Raw genomic sequence first — 21,813 nt, forward strand, 5'->3', positions numbered from 1 at the left:
TTCTTTAGCGCTACCTCAAAGAAAAAACCCGCTTCACACACGACTGGATCCATTTCACATTCAATAACTTTATCCTTTGCAGGTTTATACGAAGAGATTTCGAATTTCGGGATAGTACTCTATCCCTGCGACCGAATCTCGAGGACCATTAATCTTAAATTCAACTGGTTCAAAAGGATTGGTTCTGCGCATTCCGGCCGCAGAAGGCAGATCCGTGCGCGCGTCTGATCTTGCAGCTTCCCGAGCACACAGGGCATCCTGGTAACTGACATAGTCTGTTTCACCGACGTGAAAAGCAACCGGCTTTCGTTCTCTTGCAGCCAGTCTCTGAGCAATTTCGGCGCCCGTATATGGCCGCGCTCCCACCCCCCACCGAAAATTCTCGTCAGAAGCAACCTGTTCAATAATGTTGATTGACTTGTATTCGCCTTTTCTTCCTGCTGCGTCGATTGAGCCACCAAAATACCGCGTCGCAACGTCAAGAGGATGTCTAAAATTAAATGCAATAGGTCCATTGATAATATTCAGTCGTACGTCTCCATTTATGACATCAAAGTATTGGTATGAATTATTATAATTAAAGTACAATTCATTATTTGGCGTTATGAATTCAACACTTCGTTTAAACACACCTTCAAAACTCACTCCGTCCCCGGGCACCATAACGATCGGCACGTAAGACGGAGAAAAAATATCAGGGACCGGAAATTCGGGACCGCCAACTGGATTATGTTGCAGTCGCGCTATGAAGTTAGCTGGGGAAATTCGCCCATTCGCAACACAAACGAGCGCAGATCTGAAAGCTAGCCCGAACAGCGGCTCCACAGGTAAAATCCGTTCATGATACTCCACGTAATTTATCCATTGCATCATTTCGAACACCTTTCCTCAGCGCTGCGCGGTTAATGTTGGCCAACCTATGTCATTGTTTTGGTTTATTTCTCACCCAGCGACTGTCCGACTGCGCATTCTGCAAAACGTTTCTTTCAACGTTTGCCCCCGGACTTTAAGTTGGTTGAGCCATTTGACTGCCTGCAGACTTATCCCGCTCTTCGGGACTGCCGGCAAAAGACATATTTGCTATATTAGTACAATTTAATTTGAATATTTCCTTCTCTAAATATCGAAATGAAATCTTCCCAAAAAGATGAGCATTCATTTTTTTATATATTTGTAACTTTAATAGTGTTATTCTATTGGATATCGATATATTATCGTAATTGTTTTATATTTTTTAAGAAACTATATATAAATGAAACTTGCTATCTAAATTAATAATATTCTAATTTTTGCTTAAGATAAATCATAGGGATATTTATACTGATAATCTTAAATCACCAGTTTGGCTTAGAATTTTCCAGTTAGATTTACCATGGCCAAAGGCCTGATGTCCAAATTTGTTTTAGGTATATTTATTTTAATGGAGGCTGTGCCATGCACAGGTTCACAACGACGCTAGTAATCATCGCAGCTGCCGAAATACTGTTCACCGTCGTCCCCGCCTTTGCGCAGTGTCGCTCAGAGAGAGACCGCCCGGTGCCCAACCTGGAGGCTCAAGTAGCAAATCGTCAGCTGGCCGCTCTGTACGGTATTCAGCGAGCGCGAAAATGTTCAGTTGGAGACGCTCAGAACGGACTCTTCAACGCTTGTCGGGATATCGCTCTGCGCATTGCCCAAACGCAGCAAACCCTTAACACTTTGCGCCCCTCACTGCCCTGCAGTTCGACGCGCAAGCCTACGGTTCCCAAAGAGAAGGGCAAGAAAGCTTCAGCACTTGTCGAAAAAGGACGGATTAGTAGCTCTCGGACGACGAGCAATCAAACTGCGATGCGTGCCAGTCAGCCGATAAACAAGACATCACGGCGGCCACCGCTTTATTGCGTCCGCCTCACGGACGGTTACTACGTCCCCGCCCCTCATTCACAATTTGACCAGCAAGGCGGCAATGACGCGGCTATTGCGCAATGCCGGTTTATATGTGAAACCGACAATGTCGAACTTTACACTCTGCGCGATCGCAATCATGAAACCACGACTATGGTATCGGTGACATCAGGACGCGCCTACACGGAGCTGCCGACTGCTTTCAACTATCAAAGCGATGTTAACTTTAAACGTTGCAATTGGTCGCGCTATGTTGATCTCGTTGCCGGTCGACGGGCACTGCGCAAAACTGTTGCAGGGCAACGCGGAATGACGATTCCAACGCCGCGAGCACGGCCTCAAACGCCTCGAGAAGAAACGATTACCCCACCGATCCACGGTGAGAGCTACTTTCCCATGATTGAACAATACATCCGCGTTGTTGGCGCACCACTCATAGAGCACCGTGCAAGCGCGTTGAAGCATGGTCAGCTAGGGCCAACCTCATCAGAGCCATGATATTGCATCGATACATCAAGCGCTAGCACCAGGCTCATATCGTGAGTGCGGCTTGCTTGCATGACAGTCCGAAAGGCTAGCGGCACGCTGACGAAAGGTGCATAACCGCGTTCAAACAATTACACTTAGACGAGCGATATCCTTGACGTCTCTCACTCTCCTGGTAGCCCGCTGACGTTAATAGTCAACCGCAAGAGTTGGCCAAAATTGCTTGCTGTGCTCACGGTATATTCCAAACGTTAGGAGAGTTGAATGCGCCGTTAGGAACCACCTTAAGTTGCGTTTGTTCATATTATCGGCGGGCGTGAAACAAAATTGGACAGGTGCCATGAATAAATTTGCGACTTTAGCTGCAGTGATGATCTCGGCTCTGGTTTCCACAGCAGCGCCCTCGAATGCACAGAGCATCGAGCTCGGCCCCAACGGCATCCAAATAAATCCGGACGGCAGCCGCCAAATCTATCGTGAACGTAACACCGATCGTGGCGAAATCAGTGAGCGCCGGGCTGCAAGAATTGCACGCGAAGAAGGTATGGAAGAGGTAGAAAGTGTATCGCGTCGCCGCGGCGTTTATGTCATACGTGGCATCGACAGGCGCAATAACGACATGCGCGTCGTTATTGATCGCCGAAGCGGCGAAGTGTTGGAAGTCCGATAACTTACTGCATTCTTGCGATGATCGGGCGGCTCGTTAGAGCTTATGCGCGCTCAAACACGGTACGGAGAGAAACGCGATATAAAGCGTCTCAATGCATAGATGCCATAACGGAAATGATCGCAGATTCTGCCCTGGCAGAACAGTAGTATGCCAGGGTCCTATTCTCGCCACTTGGCGAACAAGGTTGCGGCTGTCGAGCTCGGACCAATGTGATGCAGGAGCCCAGCAGCTTTATCGAATATTGCCGCCCGCAAACTGACTGAGAGAAATCAAGCTCGCTAGATTCAGGCTTGAAATCTGATTTTCGTTGTAGCAAATTTAGACCTCGCACATCAGTGTCATTAGAAAGCTCTTTTCGTCTCGCGTCGGGGGTTCTAAAAATGCCATTGTTCAACAGTTCCAGTCACGTCTATTCTTCTGATGAGGTGGAAGCGTTGCGCCGCTGTTTTTCAAATGCAGCCATCATGCTCAATGAAAAAGGCCGCGACTACAGCGACGCTGATCTCGCTCAAGCAATCATCAAACTATTCGATAGTGGGCTACGCGACCTTGATCAGCTGTCCGAGCTCGCTGCTCGCTTGATTGATCTTGATACAAAGAACGAGGTCACTGTCGCTGAAACCATCGTGGCCAATCGCAAATCCCCACCATGAGTGAGGAACAAACTCGTCACCTCCGTTGTTACATCCCCATATATAACGAAAGAATGTGCGGATGTCGTTGCATAACAGCCTCCTTCGAGCCGCCCGCCGCATCGTGGCGGGACATAAGAAGCATCGTATTGAACCAAGCGATGCGATTGGCGGCGCAATTGCTGCACTCAGTGAGACATCGGCCCCGAGACACGAAGATGAATTTGCCGATCTGCTCCAACGATTGGATGAAGCCGAGAAAAAGACCTCCAATTAAATGCTTAAGCAAATGGTTGGTTTATTTGTCTTCTACCACGCAGCCGGACCAGCCAGCGACACTGGGTTACGCCTTTTCTTAGCGCGTGGAATAAACGTTGGAATGGCTTTGAAAAGGCCGTACTCATCGTGGATGGCCGGTAGCCTTCCAGGGCTTCTTTCATGTGGATTCCGACCAGCATCGAAAATATCAGCAAGAAAGTACTGAAGAGGTGCCCCTTGGGAGAGAAGCTTCTTTGCGCGCCGCTCCCAGCCGGGATCGGCAATGTCTGATCACTTTCCGCATGCCTTTTCAATTTCTTCCCGTCATGCAAGCTCGATCAGCCGCGGGAACCAAAACGTGACAAGGCCAACACACTAAGTCGTCGCTCAATGGGCGGGCATGAGATTCTCGCTGTTACGTGGTCAACTGCCGGATGACGCGAAGGTTCGAGGCGGCTTACCGGTGTTGCGTAAATTGATTTCCGATAACAAGATTACATTACTATATTGCTATCTTTTTGAGTATTAACTTATATAACAAAGAATATAGTTGTGATTCCAAATGTGATTTATATCCCCTTATTATCGGCAATATTGCTTCTTACTTGATAAGAATAATTTTTAAGGAATGAATAAATGACATATAGATTTTATATTTTTCTAATGTTGGCTTTCTTAATCAGCCCCTCATCGCAGGCCAGTCCGCTGCCGGCGCCGTCACCAGCCATCCAACAGATTGATTTCTTTTGCGGACCGGGCTGGCACCTGGAGTACCGACACTGTGAACCCAACCACACACCTATACCATGGGGATGGAGGCCGATCCCGCGCTATCCGCACTATTACAACCCATATCCCAATAGCAGTCCCGATCCCCGGCCATACGACCCCTATAACAACCCGGACGCGCGGCCTTACGATCCCTATGAGAGGCCCGATTATCCAAAACCGCACCGTTCACACTGGAGCTTCAGCTTTTATGGTTGAACCTTATGGCCATATCGCGGTTGATACTGAATATAAGGCGAGTTTTGGTCACAGCACATGAGACCTCTCAACCCTGCGCTTTTGGTCTGAAAATGTCTCAACGCGAAGTAAAGCAAGGACGAAAACCAGAGGTCACTTGAACTAACAGAATAGCCCATCGCTATTGAATAGCGGACTGCGAAAATCTCAAAAATCGCATAAACTGCGGTGTCGTGACTGAACTCGCCACACCCATCAACGTCCATTTGTAAATTGAGACTTTTGTGAATGGTCATCTCTTCTATTCAACGATCACGAATTGCGCCGACATTCGTGTAACAAAAGCGATACAATGAAGTGGGTGATCTCTAGGTCCAGCTGCCGGAATTTTAGGTAGACATACGTCCGCTTCTTTCACTTCAGGTGCCCATTTAAAAGCATATTCTTAAAAGACCAGAGTGCACGTCGGATTTAAATATTTGACTACAGATCTGTTATTGCTACGAAGTTTATAGCCGTGTAGAAAAGATCGGCATTAACGAGTGAACGAGGAAATAATGGCTACGGGAACAGTAAAATTTTTCAACCAGGATAAAGGCTTTGGCTTTATTACACCAGAAAGTGGCGGCGCTGATGTCTTCGTACATGTCACAGCCCTAGCGGACGGCGGCCCCCTTCGCGAAGGCCAGAGAGTCAGCTACGATGTCGGCCAAGATCGCAAAACAGGCAAATCGAAAGCCGAAAATGTAACCGCTCTCTAAGAACGGATTGGCTATCGCTACCCACTTGCTATTCTTTCGTCCCATCTCGCAAGATCGTGAATTTTTCGGTTGGGGCGAAATTTCCAAACAATTTTTAAGAGCTCGCGATGGACAGTTCCACCTACCTCACGTCGGCATGATCATCGCCCCGCACCGCTTGGTCAAATAAAGCGGCGAAACACGCACCATCATCAATGCAGTTGTAACTACAGCAAACCAAAGACCTGCTCTCCACGCGATACCGGTGTGGAAAAGTCTGCCTCGATTGAACGAGGCAAACTAATCAACTGCCAAAAATTGTCTTGCCACCCAAAGAAGATCCGCTCAGGCGTCCGGCGCGCTGCTGTCCCGCAGCCACTATAACTGCAGGTGAACCGTCTAGTGTGACAGAATGGTTTCCTTTCCTACCATCAGTTGTCTGAGCCGCAAATGCGGAGCCTGACACCAGGATTGCACCAACAACCAATAGAGCCATAGTCTTCATCATTCCTCCTTTGCTGACTAAGCCAGCTTACGCCAGATTATAAATCGATGTGCGGGCGCTATCGCAACATCTCATATATATGAAGCGATTTTGATGCAGAGGCCCATACGGCATAGGTCGTATTTCAACACAGCTGGTGACTGAAAACCTGCGCGACTTCCTCTCCGGGAGGAGAAGTGCATGTTCAATCCTTGTTACGCCGACGCGCGCTGGACAAAGCCAGTCAAAGCTGGCAGTTGCTACCGAGTAGGGGCAATACGAACCATCCCAATCGCTCTCGCTTCACTCAGCTTTTCATGAAACGTAAAGCCCTTTGGATCTCGAAATAATCTGTTGCCTCAAATGTCACACATCTTGGTCCCGAGGGTCTCGCATTCGGATACCATGACGCGCGATAGGCGTCGCACGGATTGTTGAATTCTATCATAAGATTGAGCGAGGCTGCGATGGCAGGAACGGAAACGGAAGTTCGGTCGCGAATTGCTGCCTCAACTCCTTCTCGAATAGCGATGCACGCTGCAGTCGGCGCGATCGATATCGAGGCCGCTCCATGTCCTTGCATTGTCTCCACAGTTGTTATCCCGGGAACGAGCTTCTCTGCATCAGCGCATATGCCGGCATCCCCGGAAAGAAAGAGCGAGGGAACGTTATATCGCGCAGCACAAAGTGCATTGATCGTGAATTCCGAGACAACCTCTTCATTCAGCGTAAGTCGCGAAATTCGCAGATTAAATGTATGAGCAAGCGGATTCGATTCAGTGCCTGCTTTCGAATGATAACCGATGTATAGCGCCCCGGCAAAATCGTCATCCAGACCGAACATCATCGAATCTGGATGCCCTGACCACCCGCGAACCACTTTCGCGTATTCTGGCAATCGATCGAGGATTAGATTGCGACCGGTGTCGTGGGCATCTTTTATTAATACTTCCCTGGCTCCAGCGGCTCGCGCGCCATCACATGCAGCAACCACCTCCCGTGTCATCAATTCCCGAAACTCGTTATAATCGCGGTGACCGTGTTGTGCTTCGTCCCAGGACAGAATGCCGGCGGTTCCTTCCATATCGGCGGAAATAAATATTTTCATGCTTCCTCCTTAACGTCCTTCTGTACTTAATGCCGTCCTGCAAACAGGTGTTCAGCTTCTAACGTTCGGCTTCGTTCGCAGCACTTATGAAGGCGTCAAAAATGCGGGCTCCTGGGTGTTCAGCTGGATCAAGGCGTTCAGGATGCCATTGAAGCCCAACCGCAAATGATTGAGACGGGATCTCAATCGCTTCCACCACGCCGTCGGTTGCGCGGGCAGAAACAACGACATCGTTAGAGATTTCGACCAGTGCTTCACGATGGAAGGTGTTCACAGTAAACGCCTGCGACCCAAATATACCTGCCATTCTCGTCCCCGGCGAAACCACAACACCGTGCATAAAGTCACGCCGGTCATGCATGATTGCATCAGGCCAAGATGCGTAAACGTCAGAAACCATTCGACAGCCATTTAGGCATCCTAGCATCTGCATGCCGTTGCAGATTCCCAACACAGCTTTGTCGTGCGCAAGAAAGCCTTCCATCAATGCAAGTTCAATCGCAAACCGATCGGAAAAAGGATAAGCAGACCGATCACCATCAACATACCAATCCTTTGGAAATTGGATCCGTCCTCCCACACTCAGAAAGCCGTCGAATTCCTCGATAACCCGGTCTACAATATCCGCTAAATAGGGAACTCCAAAAGGAACTCCTCCCGCGCGCCCAATAGCGGAGAAATAGTGTTTCGACGTCTCATATCGATCGCCGCCAGCACTAGTGTTTTCGTCCATGATCACTGCAATTCTAGGCCTATTTTTCATTTTTTTACCTTGGCTTTGAGGACGCTAGATCACGAGCTTAGCTCTTTCGGAGATAGTCAGCCAGCGATTGACGAGTATTACCCGCGCGACCAGTCACAGATTCTGCTGCACACATTGAGTTCAATACTGCCTCTTGCGTCGCTTCTGTTGCAGCACGAAACAGCGTATCAATGCGGTTCTCATTTAATAGCGCAATTGATATAAAATCGCTTTTCTCATCGTGGTTAAACGTGGAACCAGTGGAGAAGCCAATCGCTATATCACCGCTTCCGTGCCCCCAGAAAGCGCCAAGACGAGCCAGGCCAGCGCCGCATCGCGTTGTAACGCGTTTAAGCTGCCGGTGTTCTAAAGGAACGTTGGTAGCTAACACAACAATGACTGAACCTTTCTCAGCTTCTGCTTCTGCGTCGGGCGACGGATGTCGCCCGTCCGGCAGCAAAAGATCGCCAGCACGGCCAAAATTGGTCAGGGTTAAAACACCAATGTGATAAGTGCTTCCGTTCAACTCAAATTTGCGGGATGCTGTGCCAATCCCGCCCTTGAAACCGAAACACGTCATTCCTGTGCCCGCTCCAACATTCCCCTGTGCCAGATCGGAACTTGCAGCTTCCAATGCAAAACGCGCATGATCTTCTGTGATGGCCATTGCCTGAATATCGTTCAGCGGACCGTCATTGCATTCCAGAACAACTGGATTGACAGTTGCCGTGCTTCGGCCAATATCCGTATTGGTCGTAATAGCGTTCCTGATGAGGGCGTTCGCACATGTGCCAACACCAAAAGTGTTGGTGAGTAATATCGGCGTTTCAAGTGTTCCAAGTTCTTCAACCTGTATGAGACCGGTGCTCTTGCCAAAGCCGTTGATAATTTCGCAAGCAGCCATGACTTTGTTACGATACAAATTGCCGTCATGGGGAAGAATGGCTGTAACACCGGTATTCACGTCTCCCTCGCGTAAAGTGTAATGTCCGACCATCACACCCGGAACGTCGGTAATCGAATTTCTAGAACCTGTTGGCATAACACCGCAGACGATTCCGAAGTCGCGCGCCGTTCCCGTCATTGCCATACCCTTTGTGTTTCACAATAGTTCACGATTAAAGTCTTCCGGCTTCGATTATTCGCTTGAGGAAGGCTTGAGTACGCTCTCCCTGCGGATTGCCAAAGATCTGCGACGGCGGCCCCTCCTCGTAGACCTTACCGCTTTGCAAAAAGCAGACCTTATCCGCAACTTCGCGCGCGAAACCCATTTCGTGTGTGGCCAAAACCATTGTCATCCCCTTGGTGGCCAGATCCCGAACAATGTCCAGCACTTCGGATACCAACTCAGGATCCAACGCGGAGGTGATCTCGTCAAGCAGGAGAAGCGTGGGATCCATAGTCAGGGCACGCACTATTGCCACACGCTGCTGTTGACCGCCGGACAGCCTATCAGGATACTCATTCGCCTTGTGATCAAGCCCGATGCGCGCGAGAAGTGCCAAGCCTTTCTCTCGCGCTTCATGGGCGCGCATGCCCAGAACTTTTGTGGGCCCTAGTGTCACGTTCTCCATCACTGTCATATGGGGAAATAGATTGTAGCCTTGGAACACGATACCAATTTCGCGACGTAAAATATCCAAATCCACGCCGGACCCAGTCACTCGATCGCCATGCAACCGTATCTCACCGGCGTCGATTGTTTCGAGCCGATTGATGCAGCGCAGCAACGTGGATTTTCCGCAACCCGAAGGTCCGATAAGGCACACTACCTGATGCTGCTCAATATTCAGACTAATCCCTGAGAGAACTTCCAAAGCGCCGTAACGCTTGACTGCTTTGTCTATTTCAACGAGTGCCATGGTCTTTCTCCTACATGCTCGAACGCATTTTTCTGCGATCCCGTTCAATCAAGCGGTCAACGAGACGAGCCTGTGGGATCGTGATCAAGATGAAGAGTATGGCGACGGTCGTTACTGCAGACAGGTTGAAATAATTGCTGGCTATAATCTTCGACTGGTTGAAAGCATCAATCGTACCGATAATTGCGACTAGTGCTGTGTCTTTCTGCAAACTGATGCAGTTGTTCATCAAAGGCGGAATAATCCCCCGCACAGCCAAAGGAACGACAACATAGCGCATGGTCCGAACATAAGAGAGCCCCAGCGAACGGGCCGCTGCGATTTGGCTTGGATGTACACTCTCAATGCCCGCGCGATAAACTTCCGACGTGTATGCGCCATAAGTCAGAGTGAGCGCGATGATCGCATAAGCGTTTGACGACAAATCTTTGAGGACGGGCAAACCAGTAAGAGGTAAGCCGAAGCCGATCAGATAGATCGTGATAATTGCCGGCAAACCGCGAAACAAGTCGCTATAGAAAGTAGCAAGAATGCGGATTGGTCTACCCGCTTTTCCTGGAAGCGTCCGGGCGATTGCAATAATGAGCGCCCAACACAGGATCAGAACTGCAGACACGACAAAGATAACGATATTCGTGCCAAAAGCCCGTAGGATGGTTGTTGCCGATCTGGCGATCAGATTGACGTCAAAAAATGTACGGCTTACCGCTGCATCGTTGACAATCATGAACCAAGCACCGGCGCAGACGATTAACAATGCGACCGCGTAGGAAAGCGCCTGCCAGGACACATCTGATGCCAGAGCACCCAGTTCGCGCCCCTTGTAAATATCGGAGCTTTTTGCGGACTTTGCTGAGAACTGTACTGCGCGCCATGAAAATGCCAAGACGCCGAGCGGCACCACAAAGAGCAACGCACCCACGAATAGGACAACTTTTGCAGACCAGCCTTGGGAGATTGTATAGGTCGTCACGCTGTAAAGTGTTTGGCCGCTGGCCAACAAGGTAAAGAACGAAAACGCAAATGCGAACCACGACCGGTTGCGATGGGTGCGGACCTGGTTGCGAGTGCGCCATTGCAAAGCGCGTTCAGCGCTCGCTTCGGGTGCCGGATAGGACATGTGAATTCTCGCTGAAAAAATGCGGGGCATCCGACGTTGGGGATGCTCCGCGGTATTATCGAAAACAGAACGACGAAAAGCTGCGTTCGCAATCCGTCAGCGTTGCTTTATGGCTTCCAAAGCGGAACATCGGCCGGCGAGGTTCCCCACGAGGGCAACAAATACGCAGCTTCAAGTTTCTTTAGCGTTCCGTCTTTACCCATGTCCTCGATCAGTTGATCGATAACTTTCTTGTTTTCCGAACCCTTGGGGTAAATCCCCGCTGTCTCACCGCCCGACGCATATTTGCCAACGACAGAAAGCTTGCCGTTCGAGTTTTTCACCTGTCCGAGAATGATCGAGAGGTCGGTCATAACCGCATCGACCTTGCCAGCCGCAAGCGCGGTAAACATAGATGCGGTGTCGTCGTAGACGTCCAGGCTTTTAACCTGCAGCGTCTCCTGCGCGAAAGGCACCAGCGTCGTGCCGGCCTGCGTTCCGATTTTTCCGGTCCGCATGTCGGCCTCCCCTAGCGGCTTGTCGCTGCGCGAAGCAACGCCGTAATCGGAATTCATATAGGGCGCTGAGAAATCAACAACTTTTTTGCGCGGTTCAGTAACCGAAATCAGCGCCAATGCGATATCGTAATCCTTGTTTTGCCCTGCAACGATAGAGTCAAACGACGCATTCACAAGCTTGACCTTCTCAAGCCCCAGCCGATGCGCGATGTTGACGGCCATGCAGAATTCGTAACCATCCTTGATCGTTTCAGGCGTATCACCGTTGAATTGGCCAAGTGCTGGCAAATTGATAATTACGGTGAGTTGATCGGCGACCGCGGGTGTAATCTTTGCCGTCGCCTTTTCACCCAGGAGCGGACAGTCCCCATACCCTTCAGTCGCAGCCATTGCCGCAGATAAACTTCCCAGTGAAGCCATCCCCACAGCAACGACGCCGCACATCGTTGCAGTTAAAAGCTTTCTTACTTTCATATTCCCCTCTTACTTTCTTGTATTATGAGGTTAGAGAACCCGTTCTGCCCCTTTGCGGGCGAGATCCATATAAATTTCCTGAAGCCGGCGCGTATGAGGGCCAGGGACGCCATCGCCCACTACATGTTCCTGAATACCGATAACGGGTGTCACAAAGCTCGAGGCACTCGTAAGAAACGCCTCCTTCGCAGCCTTCGCTTCGTCGATACTGAACAAACGTTCCTCGATTTTCAGTTTGTGTTCTTGAGCGATTTTAAGGACTGCGCGCCGTGTGCAACCAGGAAGCACAGCGTGCGAATTCGGGCGTGTAATAAGCACATTGTCATCGGTAACGATAAATGCCGTGGAGGATGCGCCCTCGGTCACAAATCCGTCCTCCACCAGCCAAACTTCGTGATAGCCTTGGCTCTTGGCTTTTTTCTTCGCCATCACCTGCGCAAGTAGCATCACCGTCTTGATATCGCGCCGAGCCCATCGTGTATCGGCGGCAACGTCGACGCGAACCCCGTCGCGGACAGAGGCCGCAGATGTGAGGTTCTTCGGTTGTGTGAACATGATCACATTCGGTTTGATCCCGTCTAAGTAAACGAAATCCCGCTCGGCTTCGCCGCGCGTTACCTGAATATAAACCACACCCTCTTCAAGTTTGTTCCTGCGGATCAGTTGAATTTGTGCGGCGCGTATTTCTGCCTGTGATAGAGGCAGCGCAATGTCGAGCTCTTTTAAAGACCGTTCAAGGCGCGCTAAGTGGAGATCATTATCCACAAGTCGCCCGTCAATGACAGCGCTCACTTCGTAGATTCCATCGCCAAAAAGAAAGCCGCGATCAAAGACCGAAACCTTGGCGTCGCTCTCGTCGACCAATGCTCCGTTTAGATAAATTATTCTGCCCACGCTGCGTCCTCACCGTGCCCTTTTTTGATATCTGGACGCTAAGGCGATTGAGTAATGCTGGCCAATGCTATGTTTTCAAATCGTTATGCAAGATTTGCATAGCGATCCAATACCCAAAGATGTATAGGTGAGTGAGAGTTGCAACGCTGAAAGCGTTCAAAAGTCCTGCGCGCTAGATGCTTAGGTGCACTGATGGAATTGAAATGGCTCGAAGACTTCATCATGCTCGCATCGACGTCGAGCTTCTCGCGTGCAGCAGAAGCACGGAACGTCACCCAATCGGCGTTCTCTCGACGGATAAAACAACTCGAAGTTTGGTTAGGCGCGTCTCTTGTAAACCGCGCGACATTTCCAACTCATCTCACCCGCGAAGGAAAAGAGTTTCTGCTGGTCGCACAGGAAACCGTACGACAATTTTATGCAACACGTAAAAGTCTTCAACCCAGCCGCCGAGGCAAAAACCCGCCGCTCAGATTTTCCGCATTGCATACGCTGACGGTGACATTCTTTCCGCATTGGCTAAGGGGCATCCAAGAGACAGCAGGCGAGATCAATTCACAACTCGCACCTGATCGCGGCGGCTTTGAAGACAACATCGCAACCCTCACTGAGGGCGAAGTTGACTTCTTCCTGACCTATGCACATCCTTCGGTGCCAAGCTTTATCGACAAAGAGCGTTTCCCCTCTATTCTTCTGGGCACGGAACGCTTGATCCCCGTATCATTGCCCTCGAGCGACGGACCGGTTCTCGACTACGCTATAACAAACGGAACGCCCCTTCCCTATCTTAGTTATGGAGAAGTTTCGTTTTTTGGAGCCGCGCTTGCCCAAAAATTTGCGAGCGGACCAACTTTTTCCCGCAAAACTGTTCATGAAAATACAATGTCAATCGGCCTCAAATCGATGTTGCAGGCAGGATGGGGCATGACGTGGCTTCCTGAAAGTCTTATCCATGACGAATTGCAGCGCGGGGAAATCGTGCCCGCCTCGGCGGACCCTTATTGGAGCCTGACGGTGGATATTCGGATCCTGCGTCATCACACACCACTCCCAGTCGGAGCGGAGAATTTTTGGAAGTATCTTGGTGCACACTCCAAAAACGATAACGACTAAAGGGCCTTCACATTAAAAATGCGGCGACTCTGGCGGAATTTTGGATTCCTCGATGTCGCCGCCAAGAATTCAAAACCTATTTTGTGTTTCCACCACGCTTATACCTGCAGAAACTCCAGGATCACGCCATTTGCATCGTCCGGGTCAACAACAATGCTATCCTGCTGCGCCTTATAAGTGATCCCGTTTGCATCCAAGACCGAGCGCGATTTACTCAGATCGCTCACCTTAATAACAAGATTGGCGAATGCAGCATTGGGGACTTTGCTTACAGCCTCATTACCGTAAGTTTGCTCAGCCTGCTCGCGACTGTAAACGATAATGTCGGCTGAGTTTGAACCGGTGTGCACCCGCAATGGGGCGTCGGCTGTAACTTTGCCTTCCCCATACAAACGAGCAAACCCGCGCGCTGCAGCTTGCGGGTCCGCTGAAATCAAACCAATGGCTGAAAGCGCGATCGCACCGTTTTCGTGTTCGAGAAGTTCAGGCAGCCACACAGTGTCGCGTGTCTTGTGTTGACACATGAAGACCATGCCCTGAGGGACCTCGTCATCATTGAACGAAACAGTTTCAAACGCGGCGATACCTTCGCCACCCTTGGGCAACTCTACTGGACGTTGGAACGCACCGACCTCGCTTGTTTGAATGCCAAGAGCCGCGAGTTCCGCTTTAGCCTCGCGCGCATTGTCAATTCGACAAGCGATAGCGTGAAGCCCCTCTCCCTGATCAGCGAGCCTTTGCCGTTGATGAAGGTTTCCTTGCGTCTCATTCACAATCCCGAGAAGTTCAAAATAGTCGTCCGGCAACATGATCGTATAGTTACCAGTGCCCTTTTCCTTACTGTGAAGACCGCGTGGGCTCAACGTGAACCCCAAACGTCGATAGTGTTCCGCGCTCTTGTCCAGATCGTTGACGAGAATAAAAACGTGATCGACACCTTTGACGGGATGGGTCATGCAAACAGGTCCTTTCAATTCATCTAAGCGCGTTTGGTTCACGCTACAGCACGGATGGTCGATAAGAGATACGCCACGGCACTTTTGCAAGTTCAAAAGCAGATATTTTGAGCAAAAATTTTACTCCGGTTAGGATTTTTTTTCGCCTAACCCACTCGCAGACCCCGGTATTAGCAATTTTACCCCGCTACAGCTCTGAAATTCGACACTTATTAACACCGTTAATGCGGTATTTTTTACCAATATCGGCCGATTTATTAGTTTGCCTTGACAAGTTCGCCGCAGATTCTAGCATGGTTGTGCTTGCGTGGAATATTTGCACTTTGAAGCGGCTTTTTGAGCAGTTTCAAGGGCTTGAACAATATCGGCCGGTGCGGGAAAAGAGGCTTGAAAGCCCTCCCTCAACGTCCTTCAGGGGAACAGAGAATGCATATCAAAAAAGCTGGCCTTGGCCTGTTTCTCGCCGCTTTTTCGATCGCGTCGGCGCCAAGCCACGCGGAAGAAATAAAGCGCGGCGGCTCGGTGATCGTCCATATGAACACCGAGCAAGGTGTTCTTAATCCGGCATTGCGCGCCTCCACCGGCGTCTACCAGATTACTGGACGAATTATGGAGCCACTCATCGATCGCACTTATGAAGGCTATGTGCCAGTGCTGGCAACGAGCTGGTCTTCTTCTGAGGACGGCAAGGCTATCACTTTCAAGCTGCGTGAAAACGTGCGCTGGCATGACGGCCAACCGTTCAGCTGTGATGATGTATCCTTTAGCGCAATGAACCTTTGGAAAAAGCTGCTTAACTATTCGACGACACTTCAAGCCAATCTCGAAGCCGTCGATTGCACCGATCCACATACCGCTGTTTTCCGCTATTCTAAGCCGATGCCACTGGAATTGCTGGTCGCAGCGATGCCGGACCTTGGTCATCCGGTGCCAAAGCATCTTTATGAAGGCACCGACATCTTAAAGAATAAATACAATTCAGCACCCGTGGGTACCGGACCGTTCAAATTTGTTGAATACGAGCGCGGACAGCACATTATTGCCGAGCGCAACGATGACTATTGGCGCGGCAAGGAATACCCTTATCTTGATCGTGTCATCTGGCGCTTCATGCCCGATAAAGCTGCAGCAGCCGCGGCGCTTGAAGCAGGTGAAATGATGGAAACCGCCTTTAATGGAATTTCCATGTCAGATACCGAGCGCCTTGAGAAAGACGGCCGCTTTGACACCGGAACCAAGGGCTTCGAAAACAACGTCGCGCATTCGACCATTGAGTTCAACCTGCGCAATCCCATCCTCGCAAATCTGAAAGTGCGTCAGGCAATCTATCACGCTCTTGATATCGATTTCGCGATCAAAAACATCATGCGTGGCTATGCAAAGCCAGGCCGCGGTCCAATCCCAAGCTCAGGCGGTGCAAATTACACCGACGATGTCGAGACTTATGCCTATGACGTCGAAAAGGCAAAGAAGCTACTCGATGAAGCTGGCTATCCAGCTGGTCCGGACGGCATTCGTTTCAAGCTGCGCCACCGCCCTGCGCCATGGGGCGAATACACGCAGCTTTGGGCCGAGTACTACGCACAGGCCATGAAGGAAGTCGGTATCGACGTGCAACTGCTTACCAACGACGCCCCAGGTTTTCTCAACGGTGTTTATCGCGACCACGATTTCGATACGGCGAGCGGCTGGCACCAGTTCCGTTCCGACCCGGCCGTTTCCACAACTGTCTGGCTGCGCTCCGGCGCTCCCGCCGGAACGGCATGGTCGAACCAGTTTGATTATAAATCCGACGAGATGGATCAGTTGATTGATCAGGCTGCCTCCGAGCTTGACCCGGCAAAACGCGCCGATCTCTACCATCAGATCCAGAAACTTGAGATGAAAGACCTTCCTGTCATCTTCGCCATCGAACATCCGTTCGTCGGTGTCACCAACAAAGCGCTCAAGAACCATCACAATACTCCGCGATGGGATTCTTCGAGCTGGTACGATCTCTGGATCGATCAATAAACGCAATCAGGCTGTTGCCGGTATACGGCAACAGCTTTTTTTCCTCCCGACAGCAAAAACTGCGTCTGAATATCTGCAGGATAATTCCCAATGTCCCTGCCTCCAATTCTGAGTTTTGCCCTCCGGCGTATCTTGCAGGCGATACCGGTCATTCTTCTCATCATGATCGGCTCGTTCCTTCTGATTAAGCTTGCCCCTGGCGACACGGTCGATGCCCTTGTCGGCGACATGGGCGGCGCTGACCCTCAATTTGTCGCTAATTTGCGGGCCGAATATGGTCTTGATCAGCCAATATGGGTGCAACTCTCAATCTACATGACCAAGCTAGCGCAGTTCGACTTTGGATGGTCCTACGTCTATGAGTTGCCGGTGGTTGACGTCCTGATGTCCCGCCTCATGCCCACATTGCTGCTCATGATTTCGTCATTGTCCGTCGCATTTATCTTCGGTATCGCGCTTGGTGCTTTTGCAGCGCGCCGCGCCTATTCGCTGACTGATAATGCGATCTCGACCCTCGGCCTCATCTGCTACGCGATGCCAAGCTTCTTCCTCAGCCTCATACTGATGTTTGTCTTTTCCGTGAAACTCGGTTGGCTGCCTGTTGGCGGTTACAAAACAATTGGTGGCTTTTATTCGGGCTGGAAGAATGTCTGGGACATCACAGTTCATATGGTAATGCCCACAACAGCACTGTCGCTGATTTACGTTGCCTTTTATATGCGGCTCATGCGTACCAGTGTTCTGGAAGTCGAAGATCTCGACTATGTTCGCACGGCACGCGCGAAGGGCGCGAGCGGTGCGCGACTGATGTTCCATCACATCATGCGCAACGCCTTTCTTCCCGTGGTAACCCTGCTTGGACTTCAGTTCTCAACGGTCCTTGGCGGTTCAGTCGTGATCGAAACCATTTTCTCGCTGCCCGGCCTCGGTCAACTTGCCTACACTTCGGTAATCAAACGCGACCTCAACACGCTGATGGGTATTATCTTTATGTGCTCGATACTGGTGGTGCTCGTTAATTTCATCACCGACCTCATCTATGCGCGGTTAGACTCCAGGATTGAATTGTCATGACGTCGCAAGATCTTTCTCTTCCCCGTCCCAAAGATTCTCGCTCTCGGATTTTATGGCAGCGTTTTAGCCGCAACCGCGCTGCAGTGCTGGGGCTCATTCTTTTCGCTGCCGTAGTGGCGATCGCAATCTTTGCCGATGTCATTACACCCGGGGATCCTCTGCGCCGCGTAGGCGACCCTCTCACATGGCCGTTTGTCAATGCGGCAACGCCGCTTGGAACAGATCAACTTGGCCGCGATATCATGGCCGGCATCTTTCACGGCGCACGCATCTCATTGCTCATTGGTGTCGTTGCAACACTGATTTCGATTGTCATCGGTATAATAATCGGTGCGGTCGCCGGCTATTATGGCGGCTGGATCGATGACGCGCTAATGCGCGTGACAGAAGCCTTCCAAACCGTTCCGAGCTTCGTTCTGCTGCTAACCCTCGTCGCAATTTTCGGTTCCTCTATTGAAAACATCATCCTCTGTATCGGTATCGTTTCCTGGACAGCACCGGCTCGCATGGTCCGTGCAGAATTTATGGCATTGCGCAATCGCGAATTCGTCGATGCAGCCCGCAATCTTGGGGTCGGCAATCTTTCAATCATCTTTCGTGAAATCCTCCCCAATGCCCTACCGCCCGTCGTCGTCTTTGCGTCGGTTGTCATGGCAACCTCCATTTTGATGGAAAGTGCACTCGCATTCCTCAATCTTGGCGATCCAAACTATGCCAGCTGGGGCAACATGATCGGTCAGGGCCGTGCCGTTTTGCGCACCGACTGGTTCTGTTCGGTCATTCCGGGAATAGCTATTCTGCTCACTGTGCTATCCTTCAGCCTGCTGGGCGAAGGGCTGAACGACGCGCTTAATCCAAGGCAGAAAAAGAAATGACTGCGGCACCCGTTCTTGAAATTAACAACCTGCAAATTGCTCTGCCTGAAGGCGCAGATCGCCCCTTCGCACTGCAGGATCTGACATTAAGCGTCAAACCAGGTGAGATCGTCTGTCTGGTGGGCGAAAGCGGCTCAGGAAAATCTTTGTCAGCCGGCGCGATCATGCGCCTGCTGCCCGAGCCGCATGTTCGTGTCACGAACGGTTCCATCCGGCTCGAAGGCATCGACCTGTACACGCTCAGTGAAGCCGACATGAAGAAGCTTCGCGGTGATCGGATTGGAATGATTTTTCAAGAGCCGATGACCGCACTTAATCCACAAAAGACTGTTGGCTGGCAAATCGACGAGGTGCTGCGTTTGCACACCAAGCTTGGCCGCAAGGAACGTCACGCAGCCGTTCTGGACATGCTGGCTGAAGTCAAAATCCCTGATCCGGAATCGGCTTATAATGCTTATCCGCATCAGATTTCCGGCGGTCAGCGCCAGCGTGTCATGATTGCCATGGCGCTGATCTTGAAGCCTCGTCTGATTATTGCAGATGAGCCAACCACCGCACTCGATGTCACAACACAGGCACAAATCCTCAAACTGATCCGTGATCTTCAGCATCAGCATAATACCGGTATTTTGTTCATCACCCATGACTTCGGTGTGGTGGCGGAAATCGCCGACCGTGTCGCAGTACTTCGTCTTGGCGAACTGGTCGAAGAAGGGGTGGCCGAGCAAGTCCTCAATCATCCCAAGCACCCTTATACCAAAGCGTTGATTGCCTCGGTTCCGGCGCTGACACCACCCGAGATAACATCATCCGGTGAGAGTCAGCCTGTCATTTTAAAAGCCAGCAACCTGTGCAAGACATTTAAGGCGCAGGGTGGATTGTTCAGCGCAAAACGAAGCGCAGTGCCTGCTGTCAAAGACTTGTCTTTCGAACTTCGCCAAGGTGAAACCCTAGGCGTTGTTGGTGAAAGCGGATCAGGAAAAACCACAGTTTCGCGCATTGTCACGCGCCTTCTTCAAGCCGACGGCGGCAGCGTCAATCTGAACGGCCGTGACTTTCTTAGCGCGAATACACGCGATGTACGCACCATGCGCAAAGATATCCAAATGGTCTTTCAGGACCCCATGGCATCGCTTAACCCACGCCGGCGTGTCGTCGATCTGATTGCACAGGGGCCGATCGTTCACGGTGTACCCAAAAAGCAGGCCCATGCGAAAGCCCGTGAATTGCTCGAACTGGTCGAGCTGTCACCCGCGGCTGCAGATCGTTTCCCTCATGAATTCTCTGGCGGTCAGCGTCAGCGCATCGGCATCGCCCGTGCACTTGCACTCGAACCCCGCGTCATCGTAGCCGATGAACCAGTCTCGGCGCTTGATGTCTCCGTTCAGGCACAAGTTCTACGGCTGTTGGCTGATCTGCGCGAAAGATTGAACTTGTCACTGTTGTTCGTAACACACGACCTGCGCGTTGCGGCCCAGCTTTGCGACCGCGTGATTGTGATGTCGAAGGGCGAAATTGCTGAAACCGGCGCAACGGCTGACGTCTTTGCCAATCCACAGCATGAATATACCCAGCGTCTCCTTGCCTCGATCCCCGGCAAGAACTGGACGCCACCCCGCTTGGTCAGCAAAGAATGAAGGCGTCAGATATCATGGAAAAAGTTGAGTTCCCTCCGTCCATCTGGGCGGCAACCGCCCCCGCCCGTAACCTGGCCCAGCCACTGATCAGCAACGCAGAAGCCGATGTCGTGATCGTTGGAGGCGGCTTCACTGGCCTTTCAGCAGCCCTTCATCTTGCCAAACGCGGTAAGCGCGTCATCGTTCTGGAAGCCAAAGCGGTGGGTTGGGGAGCATCGGGACGCAATAATGGTCAGGTCATTCCCACGATGACTGCGGCAGAACCCGATGCAATCACCAAACGATATGGGCCGTCAGGGGAACGCTTCGCCAAGCTGATTGGCAACAGTGCCGATATTCTGTTTTCAATCGTACGCGAAGAAAAGATCGAGGCTGAGGCTGAGCAAACAGGTTGGTTTCAGCCGGCACATTCCTCTGGACGGGTAAAACTCTCGCAAGCGCGTGTCGAAGCATGGAAGCGGTTTGGCTTTCCTGCTCAATATCTCGACAGCGCCTCGACTTCTAAGCTTCTGGGCAGCGACTTTTGGTATGGCGGGATGTTCAACCCGACAGGTGGCCACATCAACCCTCTGGCTCTGGCCCGAGGCCTTGCAGCAGCGGCCGAACGCCATGGAGCCATAATTTACGAGAGAAGCCCTGTAACCTCCTATGAACGCAAAGGCGATCACTGGGAAGTAAGCGCTAATAGTTCTGTTGTCCGCGCCAAAGGCTTCCTGCTCGCGACAAACGCCTATACAGGCGAACTCCGCGAACAGCTCGCACCGAGACTTGCGAGGACAATTGTCCCCGTTCTGTCATGGCAAATGGCAACAGCACCCCTCAACGATACGCTGCGTGCAAGCATCCTTCCCGGTCGTCAAGCCGTATCCGATACGCGTGGCGATCTGCGCTTCTTTCGCTATGATGCACGCAACCGCCTGATCACGGGCGGTGTGGTAATGGGCGACTACAATGTCGCAGAGCGCGTCAAGCAAAAAGCGGCGCGCAATCTGGCAGAAGCCTTTCCAGCTCTTGGCGCACCCGAAATGACCCATGTCTGGAGTGGTTATATCGGCATGACATGGGACAGATTCCCCCGTGTTCATCAGCTCGGGACCGATGGCTGGGCCTGGATCGGTTGCAATGGTCGTGGCGTAGCACTTGGCACCGCGCTCGGACGTGAACTGGCTCGCGCCTTGGATGGCGAGCCGTTGCAAGACCTTGCCCTACCAATATCCGAGCCCGCGCCGCTACCGCTGCACAAAATCGCACGCAGGATTGCGCCCTTCTATCTCGCATGGTTGCGGCGCAAGGATCTTACTGAGCCGAATTTGTAAATAAGTCTGTCG

General features: G+C 51.3%; 21 protein-coding genes. 11 read left to right on the top strand and 10 right to left on the bottom strand.

The genetic code is table 11. The features are described 5' to 3' along the window. Positions 1-84 precede the first annotated feature (84 nt). Positions 85-873 carry a hypothetical protein gene (locus KMS41_21685; GenBank protein QWK80370.1) on the bottom strand — a complete coding sequence of 263 codons (789 nt, stop codon included), beginning with the start codon at positions 871-873 and terminating at the stop codon, positions 85-87. A 561-nt stretch (positions 874-1,434) separates the two neighbouring features. On the opposite strand from KMS41_21685, the gene KMS41_21690 reads away from it, so the two are divergent. The 5 genes from KMS41_21690 to KMS41_21710 all read left to right on the top strand — a co-directional run bounded on the left by KMS41_21690 (position 1,435) and on the right by KMS41_21710 (position 5,657). Then, entirely contained in the window at positions 1,435-2,382 is a 948-nt protein-coding gene (locus KMS41_21690; protein QWK80371.1) for a DUF2865 domain-containing protein, read from the top strand. Between the two features lie 328 nt (positions 2,383-2,710). Next, positions 2,711-3,040 carry a PepSY domain-containing protein gene (locus tag KMS41_21695; GenBank protein QWK80372.1) on the top strand — a complete coding sequence of 110 codons (330 nt, stop codon included), beginning with the start codon at positions 2,711-2,713 and terminating at the stop codon, positions 3,038-3,040. Between the two features lie 380 nt (positions 3,041-3,420). Further along, a complete protein-coding gene (locus KMS41_21700) occupies positions 3,421-3,693 on the top strand; it encodes a hypothetical protein (GenBank protein ID QWK80373.1) in 273 nt (90 codons plus the stop codon). Between the two features lie 61 nt (positions 3,694-3,754). Next, entirely contained in the window at positions 3,755-3,949 is a 195-nt protein-coding gene (locus KMS41_21705) for a hypothetical protein (protein ID QWK80374.1), read from the top strand. Positions 3,950-5,453: 1,504 nt separating this feature from the next. After that, positions 5,454-5,657, top strand: a complete 204-nt coding sequence (locus tag KMS41_21710) for a cold-shock protein (protein QWK80375.1) — start codon at positions 5,454-5,456, stop codon at positions 5,655-5,657. A 283-nt stretch (positions 5,658-5,940) separates the two neighbouring features. On the opposite strand, the gene KMS41_21715 is transcribed toward KMS41_21710, so the two are convergent. The 8 genes from KMS41_21715 to KMS41_21750 form a co-directional block, all read right to left on the bottom strand. Next, the gene (locus KMS41_21715; protein QWK80376.1) at positions 5,941-6,144 is read right to left on the bottom strand and encodes a hypothetical protein; all 204 of its coding nucleotides are present in this window, start codon (positions 6,142-6,144) and stop codon (positions 5,941-5,943) included. Between the two features lie 283 nt (positions 6,145-6,427). Further along, positions 6,428-7,228 carry a M55 family metallopeptidase gene (locus tag KMS41_21720; protein ID QWK80377.1) on the bottom strand — a complete coding sequence of 267 codons (801 nt, stop codon included), beginning with the start codon at positions 7,226-7,228 and terminating at the stop codon, positions 6,428-6,430. A gap of 58 nt (positions 7,229-7,286) precedes the next feature. Next, positions 7,287-7,991, bottom strand: a complete 705-nt coding sequence (locus KMS41_21725) for a gamma-glutamyl-gamma-aminobutyrate hydrolase family protein (protein QWK80378.1) — start codon at positions 7,989-7,991, stop codon at positions 7,287-7,289. 37 nt (positions 7,992-8,028) lie between these two features. Further along, positions 8,029-9,054 (bottom strand): P1 family peptidase, encoded by a 1,026-nt coding sequence (locus tag KMS41_21730; GenBank protein QWK80379.1) that lies wholly within the window; start codon positions 9,052-9,054, stop codon positions 8,029-8,031. 34 nt (positions 9,055-9,088) lie between these two features. Further along, entirely contained in the window at positions 9,089-9,832 is a 744-nt protein-coding gene (locus KMS41_21735) for an amino acid ABC transporter ATP-binding protein (GenBank protein ID QWK80380.1), read from the bottom strand. A gap of 10 nt (positions 9,833-9,842) precedes the next feature. Beyond that, a complete protein-coding gene (locus tag KMS41_21740; protein QWK80381.1) occupies positions 9,843-10,952 on the bottom strand; it encodes an amino acid ABC transporter permease in 1,110 nt (369 codons plus the stop codon). A gap of 107 nt (positions 10,953-11,059) precedes the next feature. Next, complete coding sequence (locus KMS41_21745; GenBank protein QWK80382.1) at positions 11,060-11,923, bottom strand: ABC transporter substrate-binding protein; 864 nt, start codon at positions 11,921-11,923, stop codon at positions 11,060-11,062. Positions 11,924-11,953: 30 nt separating this feature from the next. Further along, a complete protein-coding gene (locus KMS41_21750) occupies positions 11,954-12,817 on the bottom strand; it encodes a D-amino-acid transaminase (GenBank protein QWK80383.1) in 864 nt (287 codons plus the stop codon). 192 nt (positions 12,818-13,009) lie between these two features. On the opposite strand from KMS41_21750, the gene KMS41_21755 reads away from it, so the two are divergent. Next, a complete protein-coding gene (locus KMS41_21755) occupies positions 13,010-13,930 on the top strand; it encodes a LysR family transcriptional regulator (protein ID QWK80384.1) in 921 nt (306 codons plus the stop codon). A gap of 98 nt (positions 13,931-14,028) precedes the next feature. Here KMS41_21755 and KMS41_21760 read toward each other — a convergent pair whose 3' ends face one another. Next, positions 14,029-14,886: a VOC family protein gene (locus tag KMS41_21760; GenBank protein QWK80385.1), complete on the bottom strand. Its 858-nt coding sequence runs from the start codon at positions 14,884-14,886 to the stop codon at positions 14,029-14,031. 426 nt (positions 14,887-15,312) lie between these two features. Here KMS41_21760 and KMS41_21765 point away from each other — a divergent pair, with 426 nt between their 5' ends. The 5 genes from KMS41_21765 to KMS41_21785 all read left to right on the top strand — a co-directional run bounded on the left by KMS41_21765 (position 15,313) and on the right by KMS41_21785 (position 21,801). Continuing rightward, a complete protein-coding gene (locus tag KMS41_21765; GenBank protein QWK80386.1) occupies positions 15,313-16,899 on the top strand; it encodes an ABC transporter substrate-binding protein in 1,587 nt (528 codons plus the stop codon). 90 nt (positions 16,900-16,989) lie between these two features. Further along, positions 16,990-17,973, top strand: a complete 984-nt coding sequence (locus KMS41_21770) for an ABC transporter permease (GenBank protein ID QWK80387.1) — start codon at positions 16,990-16,992, stop codon at positions 17,971-17,973. After that, positions 17,970-18,848 carry an ABC transporter permease gene (locus KMS41_21775; protein ID QWK80388.1) on the top strand — a complete coding sequence of 293 codons (879 nt, stop codon included), beginning with the start codon at positions 17,970-17,972 and terminating at the stop codon, positions 18,846-18,848. The genes KMS41_21770 and KMS41_21775 overlap by 4 nt, the downstream gene beginning before the upstream one ends. Further along, positions 18,845-20,485: an ABC transporter ATP-binding protein gene (locus KMS41_21780; protein ID QWK80389.1), complete on the top strand. Its 1,641-nt coding sequence runs from the start codon at positions 18,845-18,847 to the stop codon at positions 20,483-20,485. Before KMS41_21775 ends, KMS41_21780 begins: the two co-directional genes overlap by 4 nt. A gap of 14 nt (positions 20,486-20,499) precedes the next feature. Then, positions 20,500-21,801 (top strand): FAD-binding oxidoreductase, encoded by a 1,302-nt coding sequence (locus tag KMS41_21785; protein ID QWK80390.1) that lies wholly within the window; start codon positions 20,500-20,502, stop codon positions 21,799-21,801. Positions 21,802-21,813: the final 12 nt, after the last annotated feature.

The sequence above is a fragment of the Ochrobactrum sp. BTU1 genome (genome assembly GCA_018798825.1).
GTDB lineage: Bacteria > Pseudomonadota > Alphaproteobacteria > Rhizobiales > Rhizobiaceae > Brucella.